The organism is Pseudomonas sp. AG1028, from assembly GCF_007993955.1.
In the GTDB taxonomy this organism is placed as follows: domain Bacteria; phylum Pseudomonadota; class Gammaproteobacteria; order Pseudomonadales; family Pseudomonadaceae; genus Aquipseudomonas; species Aquipseudomonas straminea.
The window spans coordinates 168,593-188,681 of the sequence record NZ_VIVP01000012.1 but is presented as its reverse complement, the minus strand read 5'-3'; the positions used below and the strand labels follow the sequence as shown (position 1 = coordinate 188,681).

General features: G+C 64.9%; 15 protein-coding genes. 6 read left to right on the top strand and 9 right to left on the bottom strand.

Annotated features, from left to right (window positions below):
* Positions 1 to 96 precede the first annotated feature (96 nt).
* Genes FB481_RS20130 through FB481_RS20120 form a run of 3 tightly spaced genes read left to right on the top strand, consistent with a single transcriptional unit; the run spans position 97 to position 4,953 of the window.
* On the top strand, positions 97 to 1,953 hold the full coding sequence (locus tag FB481_RS20130; RefSeq protein ID WP_147177514.1) for a feruloyl-CoA synthase: 1,857 nt from the start codon (positions 97 to 99) through the stop codon (positions 1,951 to 1,953).
* Positions 1,950 to 3,188, top strand: coding sequence for a thiolase family protein (locus FB481_RS20125; protein ID WP_147177513.1), 1,239 nt, complete (start codon positions 1,950 to 1,952; stop codon positions 3,186 to 3,188). Before FB481_RS20130 ends, FB481_RS20125 begins: the two co-directional genes overlap by 4 nt.
* Positions 3,189 to 3,213: 25 nt before the next feature.
* The gene (locus tag FB481_RS20120; RefSeq protein ID WP_147177512.1) at positions 3,214 to 4,953 is read left to right on the top strand and encodes an acyl-CoA dehydrogenase family protein; all 1,740 of its coding nucleotides are present in this window, start codon (positions 3,214 to 3,216) and stop codon (positions 4,951 to 4,953) included.
* Positions 4,954 to 5,131: 178 nt separating this feature from the next.
* Here FB481_RS20120 and FB481_RS20115 read toward each other — a convergent pair whose 3' ends face one another.
* The 5 genes from FB481_RS20115 to FB481_RS20095 all read right to left on the bottom strand — a co-directional run bounded on the left by FB481_RS20115 (position 5,132) and on the right by FB481_RS20095 (position 10,543).
* Positions 5,132 to 5,590: a MarR family winged helix-turn-helix transcriptional regulator gene (locus FB481_RS20115; RefSeq protein ID WP_147177537.1), complete on the bottom strand. Its 459-nt coding sequence runs from the start codon at positions 5,588 to 5,590 to the stop codon at positions 5,132 to 5,134.
* A gap of 142 nt (positions 5,591 to 5,732) precedes the next feature.
* Positions 5,733 to 5,957, bottom strand: coding sequence for a ribosome modulation factor (gene rmf, locus FB481_RS20110; protein WP_027910149.1), 225 nt, complete (start codon positions 5,955 to 5,957; stop codon positions 5,733 to 5,735).
* 127 nt (positions 5,958 to 6,084) lie between these two features.
* Positions 6,085 to 7,665, bottom strand: a complete 1,581-nt coding sequence (gshA, locus tag FB481_RS20105; protein WP_147177511.1) for a glutamate--cysteine ligase — start codon at positions 7,663 to 7,665, stop codon at positions 6,085 to 6,087.
* A 157-nt stretch (positions 7,666 to 7,822) separates the two neighbouring features.
* On the bottom strand, positions 7,823 to 8,212 hold the full coding sequence (locus FB481_RS20100) for a PaaI family thioesterase (RefSeq protein ID WP_147177510.1): 390 nt from the start codon (positions 8,210 to 8,212) through the stop codon (positions 7,823 to 7,825).
* A 3-nt stretch (positions 8,213 to 8,215) separates the two neighbouring features.
* Positions 8,216 to 10,543, bottom strand: coding sequence for a Tex family protein (locus FB481_RS20095; protein ID WP_093507120.1), 2,328 nt, complete (start codon positions 10,541 to 10,543; stop codon positions 8,216 to 8,218).
* Positions 10,544 to 10,808: 265 nt separating this feature from the next.
* Here FB481_RS20095 and ompR point away from each other — a divergent pair, with 265 nt between their 5' ends.
* The 3 genes from ompR to FB481_RS20080 all read left to right on the top strand — a co-directional run bounded on the left by ompR (position 10,809) and on the right by FB481_RS20080 (position 16,819).
* Complete coding sequence (ompR, locus tag FB481_RS20090; RefSeq protein WP_013793112.1) at positions 10,809 to 11,546, top strand: two-component system response regulator OmpR; 738 nt, start codon at positions 10,809 to 10,811, stop codon at positions 11,544 to 11,546.
* Between the two features lie 92 nt (positions 11,547 to 11,638).
* A complete protein-coding gene (locus FB481_RS20085) occupies positions 11,639 to 12,952 on the top strand; it encodes an ATP-binding protein (protein ID WP_093507118.1) in 1,314 nt (437 codons plus the stop codon).
* Positions 12,953 to 13,042: 90 nt separating this feature from the next.
* Positions 13,043 to 16,819, top strand: coding sequence for an EAL domain-containing protein (locus tag FB481_RS20080; protein WP_147177509.1), 3,777 nt, complete (start codon positions 13,043 to 13,045; stop codon positions 16,817 to 16,819).
* Positions 16,820 to 16,872: 53 nt separating this feature from the next.
* Here FB481_RS20080 and FB481_RS20075 read toward each other — a convergent pair whose 3' ends face one another.
* The 4 genes from FB481_RS20075 to FB481_RS20060 all read right to left on the bottom strand — a co-directional run bounded on the left by FB481_RS20075 (position 16,873) and on the right by FB481_RS20060 (position 19,999).
* On the bottom strand, positions 16,873 to 17,769 hold the full coding sequence (locus FB481_RS20075) for an LD-carboxypeptidase (protein WP_093507114.1): 897 nt from the start codon (positions 17,767 to 17,769) through the stop codon (positions 16,873 to 16,875).
* The gene (gene rimK, locus FB481_RS20070) at positions 17,766 to 18,671 is read right to left on the bottom strand and encodes a 30S ribosomal protein S6--L-glutamate ligase (RefSeq protein ID WP_093507112.1); all 906 of its coding nucleotides are present in this window, start codon (positions 18,669 to 18,671) and stop codon (positions 17,766 to 17,768) included. The genes FB481_RS20075 and rimK overlap by 4 nt, the downstream gene beginning before the upstream one ends.
* A complete protein-coding gene (locus tag FB481_RS20065; RefSeq protein WP_167363187.1) occupies positions 18,668 to 19,102 on the bottom strand; it encodes an ATP-dependent zinc protease in 435 nt (144 codons plus the stop codon). The genes rimK and FB481_RS20065 overlap by 4 nt, the downstream gene beginning before the upstream one ends.
* Before the next feature lie 105 nt (positions 19,103 to 19,207).
* Positions 19,208 to 19,999, bottom strand: coding sequence for an EAL domain-containing protein (locus tag FB481_RS20060; protein WP_147177508.1), 792 nt, complete (start codon positions 19,997 to 19,999; stop codon positions 19,208 to 19,210).
* Positions 20,000 to 20,089: the final 90 nt, after the last annotated feature.

The following is a 20,089-nucleotide window of genomic DNA, read 5'->3' as shown; positions in this document are numbered from 1 at the left end:
CCTGCGTGTACCGGCTGCCTCGATGACGAGGCGGTGCGGTGCTGCGTGACGACAAGAACAACAGGGGCGAGTCAGTCGCCCGCGTGGAGAAACGAAGTGAACGCCAATTCCGGACCGCGTTATCGCCAGGTGTCCATCGGCCGTTCGGCCGTTGAGGTCAGCGAGCGTCAGGGTGTGTTGCACATGCGCTCGCTGGAACCGCTGGCGCCCTTGCCGCCGCGTTTGCTCGATCGACTGGTGCACTGGGCTGAGGTGCGTGGCGAGCAGACCTTTCTGGCCGTGCGCGGCGAGAGTGGCGAGTGGCAGCACACCAGTTATGCACAGATGCTCGACGCGGTGCGCGCCATCGCTCAGTGTCTGCTCGGCTTTGGGCTGAGCGCCGAGCGCCCCCTGGCGATTCTTTCCGGTAATGGCCTGCAGCACCTGCAGATCGCCCTTGGCGCCATGTACGCGGGCATCCCGTACTGCCCGGTGTCGCCAGCCTATTCGCTGATGTCCCAGGATCACGCCAAGCTGCGCCATGTTTGCGACCTGCTGCGGCCGGGCCTGGTATTCGTCGACAATGCTGCGCCATTCCAGCGCGCCATCGACGCCGTGCTGCCCGTTGATGTGCCAGTAGTCACCGTGAGGGGCGATGTGGCAGGGCGGCGCACCATCGATTTCGCCAGCCTCCTGGCCCAGCCAGGCGGCGCCGAGGCCGAAGCCGCCTTCGTCGCCACCGGCCCGGATACCATCGCCAAGTTCCTGTTCACCTCCGGCTCGACCAAGCTGCCCAAGGCGGTGGTCACCACTCAGCGCATGCTTTGCGCCAACCAGCAGATGCTGCTGCAGACCTTCCCGGTGTTCGGGGAAGAGCCGCCGGTGCTGGTCGACTGGCTGCCGTGGAACCACACCTTTGGCGGCAGCCACAACCTGGGCATCGTGCTTTACAACGGCGGCACCTTCTATCTCGATGAAGGCAAGCCGACGCCCCAGGGCATGGCCGAAACCCTGCGCAACCTGGGCGAGATTTCCCCGACCGCCTACCTGACTGTGCCCAAGGGCTGGGAAGAGCTGGTCAACGCCCTGGAGCAGGACGCGGCACTGCGTGAGCGCTTTTTCGCACGCATCAAGCTGTTCTTCTTCGCCGCCGCCGGGCTGTCCCAGAGCATCTGGGACCGCCTCGACCGCATCGCCGAGCAGCATTGCGGTGAGCGCATTCGCATGATGGCCGGCCTGGGCATGACCGAGGCGTCGCCGTCGTGCACCTTCACCACCGGGCCGCTGTCCATGGCCGGTTATGTCGGCCTGCCGGCACCGGGTTGCGAGGTGCGCCTGGTGCCGGTCGACGGCAAGCTGGAAGGACGCTTTCGCGGGCCGCACATCATGCCCGGCTACTGGCGTGCCGAGCAGCAGACCGCCGAGGTGTTCGACGAAGACGGCTTCTACTGCTCCGGCGATGCGCTCAAGCTGGCCGACCCGCGCAATCCGCAACTGGGCCTGATGTTCGACGGGCGCATCGCCGAAGACTTCAAGCTGTCGTCCGGGGTGTTCGTCAGCGTCGGCCCGCTGCGTAACCGCGCCGTGCTGGAAGGCTCGCCCTACGTGCAGGACGTGGTGGTCGCTGCGCCGGACCGCGAATGCCTGGGCTTGCTGGTGTTCCCGCGCCTCTATGAATGCCGGCAACTTTCTGGCCTGGCGGCGGACGCCAGCGACGCCGAGGTGCTGGCCAGCGCCGCGGTTCGTGGCTGGTTCGCCGATTGGCTGCAGCGCCTCAACCGCGAGGCCACCGGCAATGCCACGCGGCTGGAATGGATCGCTCTGATGAGCCAGGCGCCGTCCATCGATCGCGGCGAGATCACCGACAAGGGCTCGATCAACCAGCGTGCCGTGCTGCAGTGGCGCGCCGAGCAGGTCGAAGCGCTGTACCGCGGTCGTGACGAGTCGATCCTGCGTGCCGAGTCGCGACCGTGAACAGCGGCCAGTTCAGTGCATTCGAGGATGTGGCCATCATCGAGGCGCTGCGCACGCCCTGGAGTGATCTGAACGGGCCGCTGGCCCAGGTCTCACCTATCGACCTGGGCATCAAGGTCGGCCGCGCCGTGCTGGCACGTGCTGCTCTTGACCCGGCGGCGGTGGACGGCGTGTTCGCCGGCTCCATGGCCCAGGCCAGTTTCGATGCCTATATGTTGCCGCGCCATATCGGCCTATACAGCGGCGTGCCGCAGCAGGTGCCGGCGCTGGCGGTGCAGCGCATCTGCGGCACAGGCCTGGAGTTGCTGCGCCAGGGCGCCATGCACTTGCAGTGTGGCGGGCAGCTGGCGCTATGCGTGGGCAGCGAGTCGATGTCGCGCAACCCGATTGCCAGCTATGAACACCGCGGCGGCTTTCGTCTCGGCGCGCCGGTCGGCTTCAAGGATTTTCTCTGGGAAGCTCTGCTGGACCCGGCGCCGGGCGTGGACATGATCGCCACCGCCGAGCGCCTGGCCCACGAATACGGCATCAGCCGCGAGCAGGTGGACGCCTACGCCTTGGGCAGTCATCAACGTGCTCTGCAGGCCCGCGACAGCGGCTGGCTGGCCGAGGAGATCGTCGCTGTCGGCAATGAACGTTTCGAGCTGGACGGTTATCAGGCTCGCGGCATCGAGCTACCCAGGCGAGTTGCCGAGGTGACGCAGGATACGCACCCGCGACCCACCGATGCCGAGGCGCTGGGGCGCCTGAGCGCCATTCACCCTGGCGGTGTGCAGACCGCCGGCAACAGCTGCGCGGTGGTCGATGGTGCGGCGGCGGCGCTGGTCGGGCGAGCCTCCGATTGCATACGTTCGCCTCTGGCGCTGCTGCGTGCCTCCAGTGTGGTTGGTGTGGCGCCGGAGATCATGGGCATCGGCCCTGTGCCGGCTATTCAACTGCTGCTGCAGCGCAGCGGCCTGGGACTCGATGAGATCGGTCTGCTGGAAATCAACGAGGCCCAGGGCGCCCAGGTGCTGGCGGTCAGTCAGGCGCTTGAGCTGAACCCTTCTCGGCTGAATCGGCGCGGCGGCTCCATCGCCCTCGGCCATCCGCTGGCGGCTACCGGCCTGCGCCTGGTGATGACCCTGGCGCGACAGTTGCGTGAAGCCAATCTGCGTTACGGCATTGCCGCGGCCTGCATCGGTGGCGGGCAGGGCATGGCGCTGCTGATCGAGAACCCGGGCTACCAGGCCTGAGGTTTGCGCTACAGGGAGGTTGACCATGTGGCAGTACCAGACGCCGCTGCGCGACATGCGTTTCGTCCTCGAGCATTGGCTGCAGGCACCTGCAGCCTGGGCCGAGCTACCGGCATTCACCGAGGTCGACCTGCCGCTGGCGTTACAGGTGCTGGAGGAGGCCGCACGTTTCAGCTCCGGCGTGCTGGCGCCGCTCAATGCCAGCGGGGATCGCCAGGGTTGTCGCTGGCAGGCCGGCGAGGTCCGTACGCCAGACGGTTTCGCCGCCGCCTATCGCACCTATGTGGAGGGTGGCTGGCCGGCTCTGGCCTGTGCGCCCGAGCACGGCGGCCAGGGCTTACCGCAGGTGCTGGACGCCGCGCTGCAGGAAATGCTCTATGCCAGTAACCATGCCTGGTCGATGTACACCGGCATCGCCCACGGCGCCTACCTTTGTTTGCAGGCCCATGCGCCGAAGGCGCTCAGGGAGCGCTATCTGCACGCCATCGTCAGCGGGGAAATCCTGCCGACCATGTGCCTCACCGAGCCTCAGGCCGGCAGCGACGTTGGCCTGTTGCGTTGCCGCGCCGAGCTTCAGGACGACGGCAGTTACCATCTCACCGGCAGCAAGCTGTTCATCTCCGGCGGCGAGCACGACCTGACCGACGACATCCTGCATCTGGTGCTGGCACGCTTGCCGTATGCGCCGGCGGGTACCCGCGGCATCTCGCTGTTTCTGGTGCCCAAGCGGCTGGACGACGGCAGTCGCAATGCCGTGCGCTGCGACGGCATCGAGCACAAGATGGGCATCAGGGGCAGCGCCACCTGCTCGCTGAGTTTCGACGGCGCCCAGGGCTGGTTGGTTGGTGAGGCGAATCACGGTCTGGCCGCGTTGTTCGTGATGATGAACTCGGCGCGCTTGCATGTTGGTTTGCAGGGGCTCGGGCATGCCGAGTCGGCCTGGCAGAATGCGGCGGATTACGCCCGCGAACGTCGGCAGATGCGTGCGCCAGGCCGACCGGAAGGCGTTGCCGCGGCGCCTGCCGACCCCATCCATTATCACCCGGCCATGCGCCTGGCGCTGCTGCGTTTGCGCGCGGTCAGCCAGGGACTGCGCGCCATCGGTTACTGGGGCGCGCACCTGCTCGATCAGGCCGAGTATGCCGCGCTTGAAAGCGAACGCCAGCGCGCCGCACGCCTGGCCGGGCTGCTGACGCCTGTGATCAAGGCATTCTTCACCGACCAGGGGTTCCATCTGGCCAGCGAGGCGCTGCAGGTGTTCGGCGGCTATGGCTACACCGCGGAATACGCCATCGAGCAGACCCTGCGCGACAGCCGTATCGCCATGATCTACGAAGGCAGCAACGAGATTCAGGCCAACGACCTGTTATTGCGCAAGGTGCTGGGCGATGGCGGCGCAGCTCTGGATGAGTTGCTGGCGGTGTTCGAGCAGGAAGTGGCGGCGGGTGGCGAATATGCCGATTCGTTGAAAAAGCTGTGCGCCAATGTGCAGGGTTTGGTGAAAGGAATCTTCGCGAATGCCGAGAGCGACAGCGAGTACCCGTACCGAATCGCCGGCGATTTTCTGCATCTGCTCGGTTGGGTACTGCTGGCGTTCGCCTGGGCGCGCTCGTCACGCCTGGCTGCGCCGTTGCTCGTCGAGGATCCCTGGTATCAGGAGAAGCTCGACAGCGCGGGGTTCTTCTTCACCTATCTGTTGCCGGAGACCGAGCTGCGCATCGCTAGGATCGAAGCAGCTCGTGCACCGCTGGCGTTTCTGGCTTGACGGCCGCTCTCGATCCGCCGGTGTGTGGCGTGTAGAGGAACGGTAGCAATAGTAGGGGCAGCCGTTCCCCTATCCGGTGGGAACGGGCCATGCCCGTGATTTTTCGCGGGCATGGCCCGCTCCCACAATGGATCAGTGATGCCCGATTCTGCCTTCAAACGGCTTATCCCAAGCCGCCTTAGCCGTTGACCTTATGCAGCAATCGTAGCAGCTGCGCACGCTCATCCTCGTCCAGGGCAGCGGTGGCCGCTTCATCGCTGGCTACAGCGATGGCCTTGAGTTTGCCGAGTAGGGCGATGCCGGCTTTGGTGAGAAATACGCCATAGGCGCGTTTGTCCTGCACGCCGCGCACGCGCTGGGCCAGGCCACGGCTTTCCAGCTTGTTGAGCAGCGGCACCAGTTGCGGCGGCTCGATGGCCAGTTGGCGCGCCAGATCCGCCTGCATCAGGCCTGGCTCGTTGTCGATGATCACCATGGCGGTGAACTGTGCCGGGCGCAGGTCATGCTCGGCCAGGTTGCCGACCAGGTGCTGGAAGACCTTCATCTGGGCGCGGCGCAGCGCGTAGCCGACCAGGGTATCCAGCCAGTTGTCAGGCAATTCATCGCCTCCACTCTGAGGCAGCGGCGAGATGTCCATTTGGCTGGAAGTGTTGCTCATGACGGGAGGCTTCTTCAGTTAAGCGAATTAAGCATTCTGCACCCTGGCGCAGCAACTGGCCAGTAGCGTGCGGGAAGGTCGCAAGGTGGATTTAGCCTGAGCGGGGCTTTTAGGCGGGAGGTCAGGCGCGTTTTTTGGTGTGCGGGGAGCGGTTGAGCTTCTCCGCACTGAGCCGGCGCTGGCCTTCGCCGTCGACCCAGCCGGCTTCCCAGGCGGCAGCGGGAATGCTGTCGGCAAAGGGCAGGCTGTCCGAGGCGTTGCCGGCCAGGCCGGCCATATAGCCCTGCTGGTAGGCCTTGGTCAGGCTTTCCAGGCTCCAGTGCTGCTTGTCGTCGTGTTGGCTCATGGGCGGTTCGCTAAGCGTGCTTGCAATCCATGCTAGCCAAATCCGCCGGGCCGAAGCCGCCCACCGGTCACGGATTTATGACCGCTGGTTTTTTTTGTGACGCAGTCGTCGCGGGCCAGGCCCTGTTTCACACCGCCAGGGCGAGAATGCTGGCCTGGTAGGCGGCGGCAAAACTGTCGAAGTCGCCTTCCTCGTGGGCTTCCAGTTCAGTCTGTTCATGCAGAGACTGGCGCGCGGCCTGCTCGAACTCGGCCTGTTGCTCGGCACTCAGCGGCTGGCCACGGAAATGCTCGGCATGACGCTTGCTCTGGCGCAGTGCAAAGGCGGCGAAGGTTTCGCCTTGCTGCAGTTCGGCCAGCACCTGGGCCGACGGAGTCAGGCTGGCATCATCGATTTTCGCGCGTTGGGCCTGCAAGGCGGCGCCGTGGGCGTCCGTCCCCTGGCTGCGGTCGAGCAGCTCGCTGATCGCTTCGATGCCATCGAGCAGCTCGTGGGCCCAGCTCTGCAAGACCACCGGCGCGCCGTGACGTTGCAGGTGCAGGCCCGGCCGGCGGCCGTCCTTGACCACCTTGAGGAAGTTGTCCGAGCAACTGCCGCATTCGCCGTTGCTCAGCTGCGGGCTGTCCTGCAGGGCGCAGTAGAGCAGGAAGGCATCGAGGAAACGCGATTCAGCGAGGTCGATGCCCATCGGCAGGAACGGGTTGATGTCCAGGCAGCGTGCTTCGACGTACTGCACACCGCGGGCCATCAGCGCCTGGATCGGCCGCTCGCCGCTATAAGTCACGCGTTTGGGGCGGATGTTGGAGTAGTACTCGTTTTCGATCTGCAGCACGTTGGTATTGAGCTGCAGCCACTCGCCGTCCTTCTTGGTGCCGATATTCACGTATGGCGGGTACGGCGTGCCGACGGCCTGGCGCAGGCTGTCGGTGTAGCTCGCCAGGTCGTTGTAGCAAGGCGTCAGCCCGGCCTGGGCTTCACTCTGGTAACCCAGGTCGCTCATGCGCAGGCTGGTGGCATAGGGCAGGTAAAGGGTGTCGGCGTCCAGCTCCTGGAGCTGGTGCGGGCGGCCGCGCATGAAATTCTTGTCCAGCGCCGGCGAGGCGCCGAACAGGTACATCAGCAGCCAGCTGTAACGGCGGAAGTTGCGGATCAGCGCGATGTAACGCGAGGACTGGTAGTCACGCGCGCTGCGCCCGTCACCCTCGGCTTGCTGCAATACGGCCCACAGCTGCTCGGGCAGGGAGAAGTTGTAGTGGATGCCGGCGATGCATTGCATGGTCTTGCCGTAACGCAGGGCCAGGCCCTTGCGGTACACGTATTTGAGCTGGCCGATATGCGAGCTGCCGTAACGGGCGATCGGAATCGTCTCTTCGTCCGGCAGCGGGCCGGGCATCGAGGGGCTCCACAGGTACTCGCCGTCGAGCTTGCTATACACGAAGCGGTGGATGCGCTCGAGCTCGGCCAGAGTCTCGCCTGGGTCTGCTGCGGTACCGGTGATGAACTCGAGCAGGGATTCGGAATAGTCCGTGGTGATCTGACCGTTGGTCAGCGCCGAGCCCAGCGCGGCGGGGTGACCGCTCAGCGCCAGCTGGCCGCTTTCATCGACGCGCAGGCATTCACGCTCGATACCGTGCAGGCACTGGGAGAGCAGGGACAGGTTGGCGTGCTCGCCGAGCAGGGCCAGACGGCGGGAGAACAGGTCGCTCAAGATTGCATTCCTTCACGCAGCGGTCGCCCCAATATGGGGGTGGACGCTGGACTCTACAAGGGGCGAATTGCTGACGTTGGTCGTCTGGCGAAAGGGATGTACGTTCTAGCGACACACGCAGGCGGCTTTCAGGGCTCTGCTGCGCGTGACGTGGGCCTCAGAGGCAGGCGAAGGTCGCCTGGGCCTTGGCCACCAGCTTGTCATGCTGGTGCACTTCTGCTTCGATGACCTGGGTACGGCGGCCGGCGTGGATGACCCAGGCGCGGCAGCTCAGGTCGCCTTCGGTAACGCCGCGGATGTAGTTGACCTTGCACTCCAGGGTCACGCTGCTCGGTTCGCCATCGGTCAGGCTGTGGCTGGCCTGGCCCATGGCGGTGTCGATCAGCGAGAACAGCGCGCCGCCGTGCAGCTTGCCGTGCAGGTTGCGCAGGCCGTCATGCATGCTCAGGGCGATGATCGCCTCACCGGCTTCGGCCTTGACGATTTGCAGGCCCAGCAGGCGCCCGAAGGCGCTGCTTTTGCCGATTTCATCCACGGAATCGCTCATCGCTTACTTCCTCAGCTGCTTGGCGTTGGCGAACAGCGCGGCCATGGCGGCATTGGCCGGAGCCGGTTTTTCCTGGCTGGAGTGGCGCTCGCTGCGCGGCGCCTGGCCACCTTTGCCACCACCCTGACGGCCGCCGCCACGAGGACCATCGACTTTCTCGCCGGGGGTGTCGCTCATGCGCATCGACAGGGCGATGCGGTTGCGCGGGATGTCCACTTCCATGACCTTGACCTTGACCACATCGCCGGCCTTGACCGCCTCGTGCGGGTCCTTGATGAATTTCTCGGAGAGCGCCGAGATATGCACCAGGCCGTCCTGGTGGACGCCGATGTCGACGAAAGCGCCGAAGTTGGTCACGTTGGTGACCACACCTTCGAGGATCATCCCCAGTTCGAGGTCTTTGAGGGTTTCCACGCCTTCCTGGAACTCGGCGGTCTTGAACTCGGGACGCGGGTCGCGACCGGGTTTTTCCAGCTCGCTGAGAATGTCGCTGACGGTCACCTGGCCGAAGGTCTCGTCGGTGAACTTCTTCGGATCCAGGCGCTTGAGGAAGCCCGCATCGCCGATCAGCGAGCGGATGTCGCGGCCGGTGTCGGCGGCGATGCGCTGCACCAGCGGGTAGGTTTCCGGGTGTACGGCGGAGGCGTCCAGCGGGTTGTCGCCATTCATCACGCGCAGGAAGCCGGCGGCCTGTTCGAAGGTCTTGTCGCCCAGGCGCGGGACTTTCTTCAGGGCGTCACGGGTCTTGAAGGCGCCGTGAGCATCGCGGTGGGCGACGATGTTCTGCGCCAGGGTTGCGTTGAGGCCGGAAATACGCGCCAGCAGGGCGCTGGAGGCAGTGTTGACGTCCACGCCCACGGCGTTCACGCAGTCTTCCACCACGGCGTCCAGGCTACGCGCCAGCTTCAGCTGGGACACATCGTGCTGGTACTGGCCGACGCCGATGGATTTCGGGTCGATCTTCACCAGCTCGGCCAGCGGGTCCTGCAGGCGACGGGCGATGGATACGGCGCCGCGCAGTGATACGTCCAGATCCGGAAACTCCTTGGCCGCCAGCTCCGAGGCCGAGTACACCGAGGCGCCGGCTTCGCTGACCATGATCTTGGTCATCTTCAGGCCCGGGTATTTCTTGATCAGCTCGATGGCCAGCTTGTCAGTCTCGCGGCTGGCGGTGCCGTTGCCGATGGCGATCAGGTCGACGCCATGCTTGGCGCACAGCTTGGCCAGCACGTTGAGGGTGCCGTCCCAGTCATTGCGCGGTGCGTGCGGGTAGACGGTGGCGGTGTCCAGCAGCTTGCCGGTGGCATCGACCACCGCCACCTTGCACCCGGTGCGCAGGCCCGGGTCGAGGCCCAGGGTTGCGCGCGGGCCTGCGGGGGCGGCCAGCAGCAGGTCGTGCAAGTTGCGGGCGAAGACGCTGATCGCCTCGTCCTCGGCGCCTTCACGCAGCTCGCCGAGCAAGTCGGTTTCCAGGTGGGTGTAGAGCTTGACCTTCCAGGTCCAGCGCACCACTTCGCCCAGCCACTTGTCGGCGGCGCGGCCCTGATTGGAAATACCGAAACGCTCGGCGATCATGCCTTCGCACGGGTGCAGGGTGCCCGGCAGCTCTTCGCCGACCTTGAGGCTGGCGTTGAGGATGCCCTCGTTGCGACCGCGGAAGATCGCCAGGGCACGGTGCGACGGAGCGCCCTTGAGCTTCTCGTCATGTTCGAAGTAGTCGCGGAACTTGGCGCCTTCTTCTTCCTTACCGGCTATAACGCGGGCGCTCAGGGTGGCGTTGTCCTTGAGGAAACCGCGCAGGCTGCTGAGCAGGCTGGCGTCCTCGGCGAAGCGCTCCATGAGGATGTACTTGGCGCCTTCGAGCACCGCCTTGGTGTCGGCGAAGCCTTTCTCGGCATCGATGAAGCGTGCCGCTTCGGTTTCCGGCGTCAGGCTCGGATCATTGAACAGCGCGTCGGCCAGTTCGCCGAGGCCGGCTTCCAGTGCGATCTGGCCCTTGGTGCGACGCTTCTGCTTGTAGGGCAGGTAGAGGTCTTCGAGGCGCGTCTTGGTGTCGGCGAGGTTGATTTCGCGGGTCAGCTCAGGAGTCAACTTACCCTGTTCCTCGATGCTGGCCAGGATGCTGGCGCGGCGATCGTCGAGCTCGCGCAGGTAGCGCAGGCGCTCTTCCAGGTTGCGCAGCTGGGTATCGTCGAGGCTGCCGGTGACTTCCTTGCGGTAGCGGGCGATGAACGGCACGGTGGAGCCTTCATCCAGCAGCTGTACGGCGGCGGCGACCTGTTGCGGGCGCACGCCCAGTTCTTCGGCGATACGGTTGTTGATGCTGAGCATAGAAAGAAGAATCCACCTTGAAACGACTGGAACCGGCTGCGCTCACGATGAGCCGGACGATAAAGCGGCGCATTATAGCCACGCAAAGCTGCGCTCAGGCCACCTGCCGCTGGCGGCCGTCAGACCGCGAATCCGGGCGAAGTGCGCCAACGCCAGCGAAAAATCTGCTAACAATGGACAATACGTGGTCTATACGGCCTCTGAGCCATAATGCCGCCGTTCAGCCGGGCGCATCGCGTCGCGGACTCTCGGTCAAGGAGCCTCTATGAGCAGCACTGCAGTACAACCGGTCGAAGGCGAGAAGATCCTGATTGTCGATGACGACGCCCGTCTGCGTCGTCTGCTGGAGCGCTTCTTCGACGAACAGGGTTATCGCGTTCGCGCCGTGGAAAACGTCGAGCAGATGGACCGCCTGCTATCGCGCGAGCTGTTCAACTTGGTGGTGCTCGACCTGATGCTGCCAGGCGAAGACGGCATGAGCGCCTGCCGCCGCCTGCGGGCCTCTAACAATCAGGTGCCGATCATCATGCTCACCGCCAAGGGTGACGAGGGCAGTCGCATCCAGGGTCTGGAAATCGGTGCCGACGATTACCTGGCCAAACCCTTCAACCCGCGCGAACTGCTGGCGCGCATCAAGGCCGTGCTGCGCCGCCAGGCGCCGGTGGTACCGGGCGCGCCGGGCAGCGAGGACGAGACCGTCACCTTCGGTGATTACGAGTTGTCCCTGGCCACCCGCGAGCTGAAGAAAGGCGACGAAGTCCATATGCTCACCACCGGCGAATTCGCCGTGCTCAAGGCGCTGGTGCAGCACGCCCGCGAGCCGCTGACCCGCGACAAGCTTATGAACCTGGCTCGTGGCCGTGAGTGGGACGCCCTGGAGCGTTCCATCGACGTACAGATTTCCCGCCTGCGTCGGCTGATCGAGCCGGACCCGTCCAAGCCACGCTATATCCAGACAGTCTGGGGCGTTGGCTATGTGTTCGTGCCGGATGGCAACAAATAAAACCGTTATGAAGCGCATGAGGGCTGGCAACCGATGTCAGCCCTCGTTCGTTTAGCTTCCCGCCTCTCGTGTTCTGCCCGGCTCCTGTTTCTATGAAAGCTCCACTCTGGTTTCCGCAAAGCTTCTTCTCGCGCACCCTCTGGTTGGTGCTGATCGTCGTGCTGTTCTCCAAGGCTCTGACCCTCGTCTACCTGATGATGAACGAGGACGTGCTGGTCGACCGTCAGTACAGCCACGGCGCGGCGCTGACCCTGCGCGCCTACTGGGCAGCGGATCCCGAGGATCGCGCCAATATCGCCGAAGCGGCGGGGCTGAAGCGGGTGACGCGCGCCGAAGTGCCGGCCAGCGAGGAGCACTGGCCGTACAGCGAGATATTCCAGCGGCAGATGCAGTCGGAGCTTGGTCCGGATACCGAAACCCGGGTGCGGGCCAAGAGCCCGCCGGCGCTCTGGGTGCATGCGCCGACGCTCGGTGAGGATTGGGTGCGTGTGCCGCTGTATCCACACCCGCTGCGTGGTCAGCGGATCTGGAGCGTGCTGGGCTGGTTCCTGGGTATCGGCCTGTTGTCCACAGCTGCCGCGTGGATCTTCGTGCGCCAGCTCAGCGCGCCGCTCAAGCGCCTGGTGATCGCTGCCCGCCAGTTCGGCCAGGGCCGCAGCGTGCGCCTGCCGGTGGGTGATACGCCGAGCGAAATGGCCGAGGTGTACCGCGCCTTCAACCAGATGGCCGAGGATGTCGAGCAGGCCGGGCGCGAGCGCGAGCTGATGCTCGCCGGGGTATCACACGACTTGCGCACGCCGCTCACACGCTTGCGGCTCTCCCTGGAGTTTCTCGATCACGATTCGGAACTGACCGACGACATGGTGCGCGACATCGAGGACATGGATGCGATCCTCGATCAGTTCCTGGCCTTTATCCGTGACGGTCGTGATGAGCCGGTTGAGGAGCTGGAGCTGACCGAGCTGATCCGCGAGGTAGTGGCGCCCTACAACCAGAAACAGGAACAGGTGCGTCTGTTCCTCGAGCCGGTGCCGGCCTTTCCACTGCGCCGGGTGTCGATCAAGCGATTGATCGTCAACCTGATCGAGAATGCCCTGCGCTATGGCGGCGGCGCCGTGGAGATCGTGCTGTCGATCGCCGATGATCACAGTGCGCCCTACGTCGTGCTCAGCGTGCTGGATCGTGGCGCTGGTATCGACCCGAGCGAGCTGGGTAGTATCGTCAATCCGTTCATTCGCGGCGACAGCGCCCGCGGTGGCAAGGGAGCCGGGCTGGGCCTGGCCATCGTCAAGCGCATCGCCTCGCTGCACGGCGGTAGTGTTGAACTGCGCAACCGTTCCGGCGGAGGGCTGGAGGCCCGTATCTGCTTGCCTCTGGGTTTGTTGTTACCACGCGACGCCGCCTGATTCTCGACTAGGCTGTGTACTCGATGCAGGCACCTGTACAGCCCTGACGGGCTGCTTCATGCTGTGCTGGCATAGCGATATGAGGTTCGTATGCCCCGCACCGCCGAACGCTTGCCGTTCTGGACTTGGTGGTTGCCGTTGCCGGCGTTCCACCTTGCTACACAGCTGTCTCTGACTACTCAGTTCGAAGACGGGCTGGGCATTCTCTATCTGCCGTTCGCCCTCGGGCTGGTGCTTGTGCTCTGGTGGGGACCGCGCGTGCTATGGGCGCTCTACGCCAATGCCGTGCTCTCCACGCCACTGTGGGGATTGGACTGGCACCAGGCGCCCCTGAATGCGTTGCCGGAAACCCTGGGCGTCGCCTGCTGTTACCTACTGCTGCGCTGGCGGCCGTTCGATGCGGCCTTGCCGGACATCAGCCATGTGCTGCGCTTCATCCTGCTGGGCGTCTTGTTGCCGGCGGCGCTGGCCTGTGGGCTGCTGGTCGGCTGCCGCCTGCTGCTCGGTGGGCTGACAGTGGCACAGGTGCCGCAGCTGGTTCTGACGCTTTGGATGGTCGACAGTCTGACTTCGTTGGTGATTTCCATCCCACTGCTGACCTACTTCAGCCCCTGGTTGCGTAGGCGCGGCTGGCTGGTGCCGGCCGAGGGCATCGTCCCCCCCCTGCAGCAGGTGCCCGTGGCCTTGCGCACGCTACCCTCGCTATACGTACTGCTGCCGGTGCTGGTGTGCCTGCCGGTGTTGCTGGAGCTGTTGCCGTCCACGTTGAAGATGCCGGCCGTGGGCCTGGTCATGTTGGGGCTCGCGCTAGTTTGGGGATTTTCTGGGGCTGTGTGCGGAGCGGCAATCAGCGCGGTGGCAATCTTGGTGTTGCCCTGGTTTCATACGATCACAGCGGGTGACAGCTGGATTGATCCGCAGCGCTTGGAACTGCACTTCGGCATCCTGCTATTCATCCTGGCAGCGCTGTTGATCGGCCGCAGCCTCACCGATCTGCGTCTGGCGCTTGCCCATAGTGCGCTGGTGCAGCGCCAGCTTAACCTGGCGCATTCGGCGCTGGATGCCAGCCCGCTCGGTGTGCTGATCGCCGACGCGCGGCAGGCCAAATTGCCGCTGATCTACTGCAACCCGGCCTTCGAGCAGATCACCGGGCGCGAGGCCGACGCGACCCTCGGCCTGAGCCTGCTCGACCTGCTGCGTGGCGAGAAGCGCCACGAGGGCCTGCACGTGCTGGAAACCGCCATTCGCCGCGAGGTGCCCGGCAATGCCGTGCTGCGCTTGCAGCGCCAGGGCGGCGAGGCGTTCTGGGGCGAGGTGATTCTGGCGCCGATGCGCGACGAACTGGGCGTCAGCCACTTCATCGTCATGCAGCAGGACGTCAGCGCCCGCGAGCAGCTGGCCCAGGACATGGTGCGCCAGAGCGAGACGCTGCAGCAGCAGAGCCACCTGTTCACCCAGACGGAAAACATCGCCGACCTGGGCGGCTGGTCGCTGAACATGCGCGACATGAGCATGTACTGGAGTGCCGGCTGTTTCGCCATCTACGAGCTGGACCCGAAAAGCGGAGCGCCGTCGTTCGAGGAATCGCTGAGCCAGTTCGATGCAACGGGCCGTGATCTGATCGTGCGCACCCTGCAGCAGATGCACGCTGGGGACGACCAGTTCGATATCGAGGTGCGCGCCAACACTGCCAAGGGTCGCACACGCTGGGTGCGCTTGCTGGGTGTTGCCGAACGCGACGGCGACCAGCTGGTGCGCGTCTACGGCGCGGCCCAGGACGTCACCGCGCGGCGCCGCACCGAGCAGCAGCTGCGCGAGCGCGATGAGCGCCTGCGCCTGTTCTTCGAGACCCCGCTGATCGGCATGGCCCTGATCACCCCGACCCACAGCTGGTCCGAGGTCAACCTCAAGCTGTGCAACATCCTTGGCATGAGCCGCGAGCAGCTGCTGGAGTCCTGCTGGACGCAAATCAGTTGCGAGGAGGATCTCGATGCCGAGCAACCGCTGCTCAATGATGTGATGGCGGGGCGCCGTGAGGGGTTCGAGCGCGACCGTAGCTTCCGGCGTGCCGATGGCAGCCTGGTGCCGACCCGGCTCAACCTGCGTGCGGTGCGCCGCAGCGACGGCGGGGTCAGCATGTTTGTGCTGCTGGTTGAAGACATCAGCGCCCGTTACGAGGCTGAGGCCCGTTACCGTACCGTCGTCGAACACGCGCCCGAGGCGATCATGCTGTACAGCGAGGAGGGCGGTCTGGTCGATTTCAACGGCAATGCCCTGCGCCTGTTTGGCTATCCCCGGGAGGAGCTGCTCAATCGCCGGCCCTTCGAGTTGAGCCCGGAGCGACAGGCGGATGGCCGCCCTTCGTTCGACGCCGCCAAGCACTACCTCGAAGCGGCGCTGGCTGGCGAGGTGCCGGTGTTCGAGTGGCTGCACCTCGATAGTCGCGGGCGGCAGTTCCCCTGCGAGGTGCGCCTTGTGCGGCTGCCGGGTGAGCCTGCACTGATTCGCTGCAGCGTGACGGATATCTCCGAGCGTCAGCGCTACCAGCGTGAAATCGAGCGCCTGGCCTACAGCGACGAGCTGACCGGTCTGCCCAATCGCCGCCTGATGCTCGACCGCCTGCAGCACGCCATGGACCGCGAGATTCGTCAGGGCAGCCTGGGCGCTCTGCTGTTCATCGATCTGGATCACTTCAAGACCGTCAACGACAGCCTCGGTCATCTGGTTGGCGACAACCTGTTGCGCGAAGTGACCGAGCGCCTCGAAGGTCAACTGCGCACCGAGGACACCCTGGCGCGCATGGGCGGCGATGAGTTCGTGGTGCTGCTCGAAGGCCTGGACGCCAATGCCCAGATCGCCGGCGAACAGGCCGCCATGGTCGGTGAGCGTTTGCTCAAGAGCTTGGAACCCTCTTGCGTGATCGACGGCCACGAGCTGTCGATGAGCGCCAGTATTGGCATCGCGCTGCATCCGTTCGGCGAGCAGAACGCCGCCGACGTGCTCAAGCAGGCCGATACCGCCATGTACCGCGCCAAGCAGGCTGGGCGCAACGCGCTGCACTTCTTTGCCCCGGAGATGCAGGCGGCAATCGACCAGCGCCTGCAGCTGCAGGGCGAGTTGCGTCAGGCGATTGCCCGCGATCAGCTGTACCTGGTGTTCCAGCCGCAGCTGCAACTGGACGATGGCCAGTTGATCGGCGCCGAGGTGCTAGTGCGCTGGGCGCATCCGGAGAAGGGCGAGATACTGCCTGGCCAGTTCATTCCGCTGGCCGAGGAAACCGGGTTGATTCAGGACATCGGCCACTGGGTGCTCGAACGCGCCTGCGCCACGCTGCAAGGCTGGCGCCTAGAGCATCCTGACCTGGTGCTGGCGGTCAACCTCAGCCCGCGCGAACTGCGTAGCCAGGATTGCGCCGAGCGCGTACGCAGCTGCCTGGAACGTTATGGCGTGCCGGCGGCAGCGCTGGAGCTGGAGCTGACCGAGGGCGTACTGCTCGAAGACGTCGAGCAGTGCATTGCCAACATGCACGCGCTAAAGGCGCTCGGCGTACGCTTCTCGATCGATGACTTCGGCACCGGCTATTCCTCGCTGACCTACCTCAAGCGCCTGCCGCTGGACCGCCTGAAGATCGACCGCAGCTTCACCCAGGATCTGGGGCGCGGCGGTAACGGCAGCAACGTGCTGCTGGTGGAAACCATCCTGATGATCGCCCGCAACCTGGACCTGGAATGCGTGGCCGAAGGCATCGAAACGGCCGATCAGCTCGAACACCTGAAAACCCTTGGCTGCGAGTTTGGCCAGGGTTATCTGCTGGGCCGACCGATGGTCGAGGCGGATTTCATGGTGCGGGTGGCCTCGCGAGGCTAGGGTCTGTACGAAAAGCCTCCGCGCGGAGGTGCTTTTCGTACAGAGGCTAGGCGTCACCAGCTCACCGTATCGCCCTGTAAGTGCGCTTGGCGGCCATACGGCCAGGCGAAGTTGGCGTCGCCGTGGCCGCTGGGCAGCTCGCCATACAGCGGGATGTCGAAGGGCGAAAGGTATTCGCCGATGATTTCTTCGATGCTGTGCTGCACGCCGCGCCGTGGGCAGTCGGTGAAGCTGCCCAGGCATACCGCGGCCGGGCGGCGCTCGCCAAAGCTCTCGAACAGTTGCCAGAAGCTGCGCTCCAGGCGGTAATACGGCTCGCCGACGTCTTCGAGAATCAGGATGGCATCAGCAGGCAGCTTTACGCCAGCCACGGTCCCACAACCGCTGGCCAGGGCGGTAAGGTTGCCACCGACCAGTGGGCCATTCACGGCCGTTTGCGGGCCGCTGAGGTGGCGCACCGGCAACGAATGGCTGCGGCTCTGTAGCAGATCCCATAGCGAACGCATGGAGGCCAGGCGCTCGCGCTGACCGGTCGGCGCAGCCATGGCCTGCAGGCCAAGGGCGGTGGCGACCGGGCCGTGGATACCAGGCAATTCATGGCGGGCGAAGGCGTCGAGCAGCACCGACAGGTCCGAGTAGCCGATCAATGGACGCGGTGTGGCGTTCTGCAGAAGCGCCCAGTCGATGCCCGGCAGTAGTTGCGCGCTGCCGTAGCCGCCGCGCAGGCACCAGACGGCGTCGATATCCGGCAGGCTGAATGCTTCGTGTAGATCCTCTAGGCGCTGCGCCGGCGTGCCGGCCAGATAACGATGGCGAGCGCGTACGTGGCGGCCCAGGTGGTAATCGATACCCTGTACGTCGAGCTGTGCCAGGGTCGCGTCGAAAACCTCGTCGGCGATCGCCGAAGCGGGGGCGATCAGGGCCACGCGGCCAGTGTAGGGCGTGCTCATCCTTTACCTTTGGTGCGTGTCAGGTTGGGGCCACCGTTCTTTTCCAGGTAACCGATGATCATCCCGGCAACGTCCTTGCCGGTGGTCACTTCGATACCTTCCAGGCCCGGCGAGGAATTCACTTCCATCACCAGCGGGCCGTGATTGGAGCGCAGGATGTCGACGCCGGCCACCGACAGGCCCATGACCTTGGCGGCGCGGATGGCGGTCATGCGTTCTTCCGGTGTGATCTTGATCAGACTGGCGGTGCCGCCGCGGTGCAGGTTGGAGCGGAATTCGCCAGGTTTGGCCTGGCGCTTCATCGCTGCGATGACCTTGTCGCCGACCACGAAGCAGCGGATGTCGGCGCCGCCGGCTTCCTTGATGTATTCCTGCACCATGATGTTCTGCTTGAGGCCCATGAAAGCCTCGATCACCGATTCGGCGGCCTTTTCGGTTTCGCACAGCACCACGCCGATGCCCTGGGTGCCTTCGAGCACCTTGATCACCAGCGGCGCGCCGTTGACCATGTGGATCAGGTCGGGGATGTCGTCCGGCGAGTGGGCAAAGCCGGTCACCGGCAGGCCGATGCCACGCCGCGACAGCAGCTGCAGGGAGCGCAGCTTGTCCCGCGAGCGGGCGATGGCCACCGATTCGTTGAGCGGCACCACGCCCATCATCTCGAACTGGCGCAGCACCGCGCAGCCGTAGAAAGTCACCGAGGCGCCGATACGCGGGATCACCGCGTCGAAGCCTTCCAGCGGCTTGCCGCGGTAATGGATCTGCGGCTTGTGGCTAGCGATGTTCATATAGGCGCGCAGGGTGTCGATCACCACCATTTCATGGCCGCGCTGCTGCCCGGCTTCGACCAGGCGACGCGTGGAATACAGGCGCGGATTGCGCGACAGCACAGCGATTTTCATTGGGCACCGGTCGGGTCGGGAAGCACGGGTTTGTCTTGTACGTAGCTCAGCGCCGGGTTGACCACCAGATGGCCATCCACCAGCGCCTTGGAGCCGAGTAGCATGCGGTATCGCATGGTCTTGCGGCTGGCCAGGGTGAACTCCACCGGCCACAGCAGATCGCCCAGCATCAGGCTGGTGCGGATCACGTAGCGGGTCTGGGCCTGGCCATTGGAACTCTTGATGGTCTTGAGCGCGACCAGACGCGCTTCGCAGCGGTGGCGGCGCTGCACCTGGGTGCCGATGTAGGCGGTGAAGCGCACCCAGCGTTCGCCGTCGCGCTCGAAGGGCTGGATGTCACTGGCGTGCAGGCTCGACGTGCTGGCGCCGGTGTCGATCTTGGCGCGCAGGCCGACGATACCCAACTCCGGCAGGTTTACCCACTCGCGCAGGCCGATCACGTTGAGGTGGTCGAAGGTTTTCAAGAACGCATTCCGTCCTTAACTAAGGCGAATATGGCGCGCATGGTACTGAAAATCCACTGCGCTGCACGCGGTTCAGTGGGCTGTTTTCGCCGGCGCCCAGGCGGCTTCGGCGATGGCTGGCAAACCCCTGAACTGCGGCTTGGCGAACAGGTAGCCCTGCATCAGGTCGATGCCGCTGGCGGCCAGAAAATCTCGCTCGCCCGGCGTTTCGATGCCTTCGGCGATCACCTTTACACCCAGATCATTACAAATGCTCAGGATGCCGCGCACGATGGCCTGGCGCGCCTTGTCCTGATCGACGTTGCGGATCAGCGCCATATCCAGCTTGATCAGATCGGGCTGGAAATCGGCCAGCAGGGTAAGACCCGAATGGCCGGCGCCGAAGTCGTCGATGGCGGTCTTGAAACCGAACTCCTGATACTGGCGCAGGATATTGGTCAGGTGCCTGCTGTCAGCCATGTGGTCGCTTTCCAGGGTCTCGAAGATCAGCCGGTCGAGGGGGAAGTCATGTTCGCGCGCCGCCTCCAGGGTGCTGCGGATGCACAGCTCGGGGCGGTATACGGCGTTGGGCAGGAAGTTGATCGACAGGTAGCTGGCCATGCCCAGTTGCTTGGCTTCGGCGATGGCCTGGGTGCGGCAGCGCTGGTCGAAGCGGTAGCGGTTGGCGTCGTTGACACGATCGAGCACTGACAGCGCGCCTTCGCCGGCCGGGCCGCGCACCAGCGCCTCGTGGGCGAATACCTGGCGGGTGCACACGTCGATGATCGGCTGGAAGGCGAAATGAAAGGCGAAGTCCAGCTCGGTGCTGCCCTGGCAGCCACGGCATTTTTCGGGGTGGACGAGATCGCTGGGAAAGTGTGTCACCGCTGCTCCAGAATGAGGATCGCTCGGGCTTGCATGCATCGGACAATGCGCACAGGCTGGAGTGTGGAAAGAATTGCAATGATAGTCAGC

Excerpts from the sequence above, each read along its gene's own strand:
- rimK (WP_093507112.1), bottom strand. The coding sequence starts at position 18,671 with ATGAAAATCGCTGTGCTGTCGCGCAATCCGCGCCTGTATTCCACGCGT.
- FB481_RS20095 (WP_093507120.1), bottom strand. The coding sequence starts at position 10,543 with ATGCTCAGCATCAACAACCGTATCGCCGAAGAACTGGGCGTGCGCCCG.
- FB481_RS20080 (WP_147177509.1), top strand. The coding sequence starts at position 13,043 with ATGCCCCGCACCGCCGAACGCTTGCCGTTCTGGACTTGGTGGTTGCCG.
- rmf (WP_027910149.1), bottom strand. The coding sequence starts at position 5,957 with ATGAGCCAACACGACGACAAGCAGCACTGGAGCCTGGAAAGCCTGACC.
- FB481_RS20120 (WP_147177512.1), top strand. The coding sequence starts at position 3,214 with ATGTGGCAGTACCAGACGCCGCTGCGCGACATGCGTTTCGTCCTCGAG.
- FB481_RS20115 (WP_147177537.1), bottom strand. The coding sequence starts at position 5,590 with ATGGACATCTCGCCGCTGCCTCAGAGTGGAGGCGATGAATTGCCTGAC.
- FB481_RS20100 (WP_147177510.1), bottom strand. The coding sequence starts at position 8,212 with ATGAGCGATTCCGTGGATGAAATCGGCAAAAGCAGCGCCTTCGGGCGC.
- FB481_RS20075 (WP_093507114.1), bottom strand. The coding sequence starts at position 17,769 with ATGAGCACGCCCTACACTGGCCGCGTGGCCCTGATCGCCCCCGCTTCG.
- ompR (WP_013793112.1), top strand. The coding sequence starts at position 10,809 with ATGAGCAGCACTGCAGTACAACCGGTCGAAGGCGAGAAGATCCTGATT.
- FB481_RS20085 (WP_093507118.1), top strand. The coding sequence starts at position 11,639 with ATGAAAGCTCCACTCTGGTTTCCGCAAAGCTTCTTCTCGCGCACCCTC.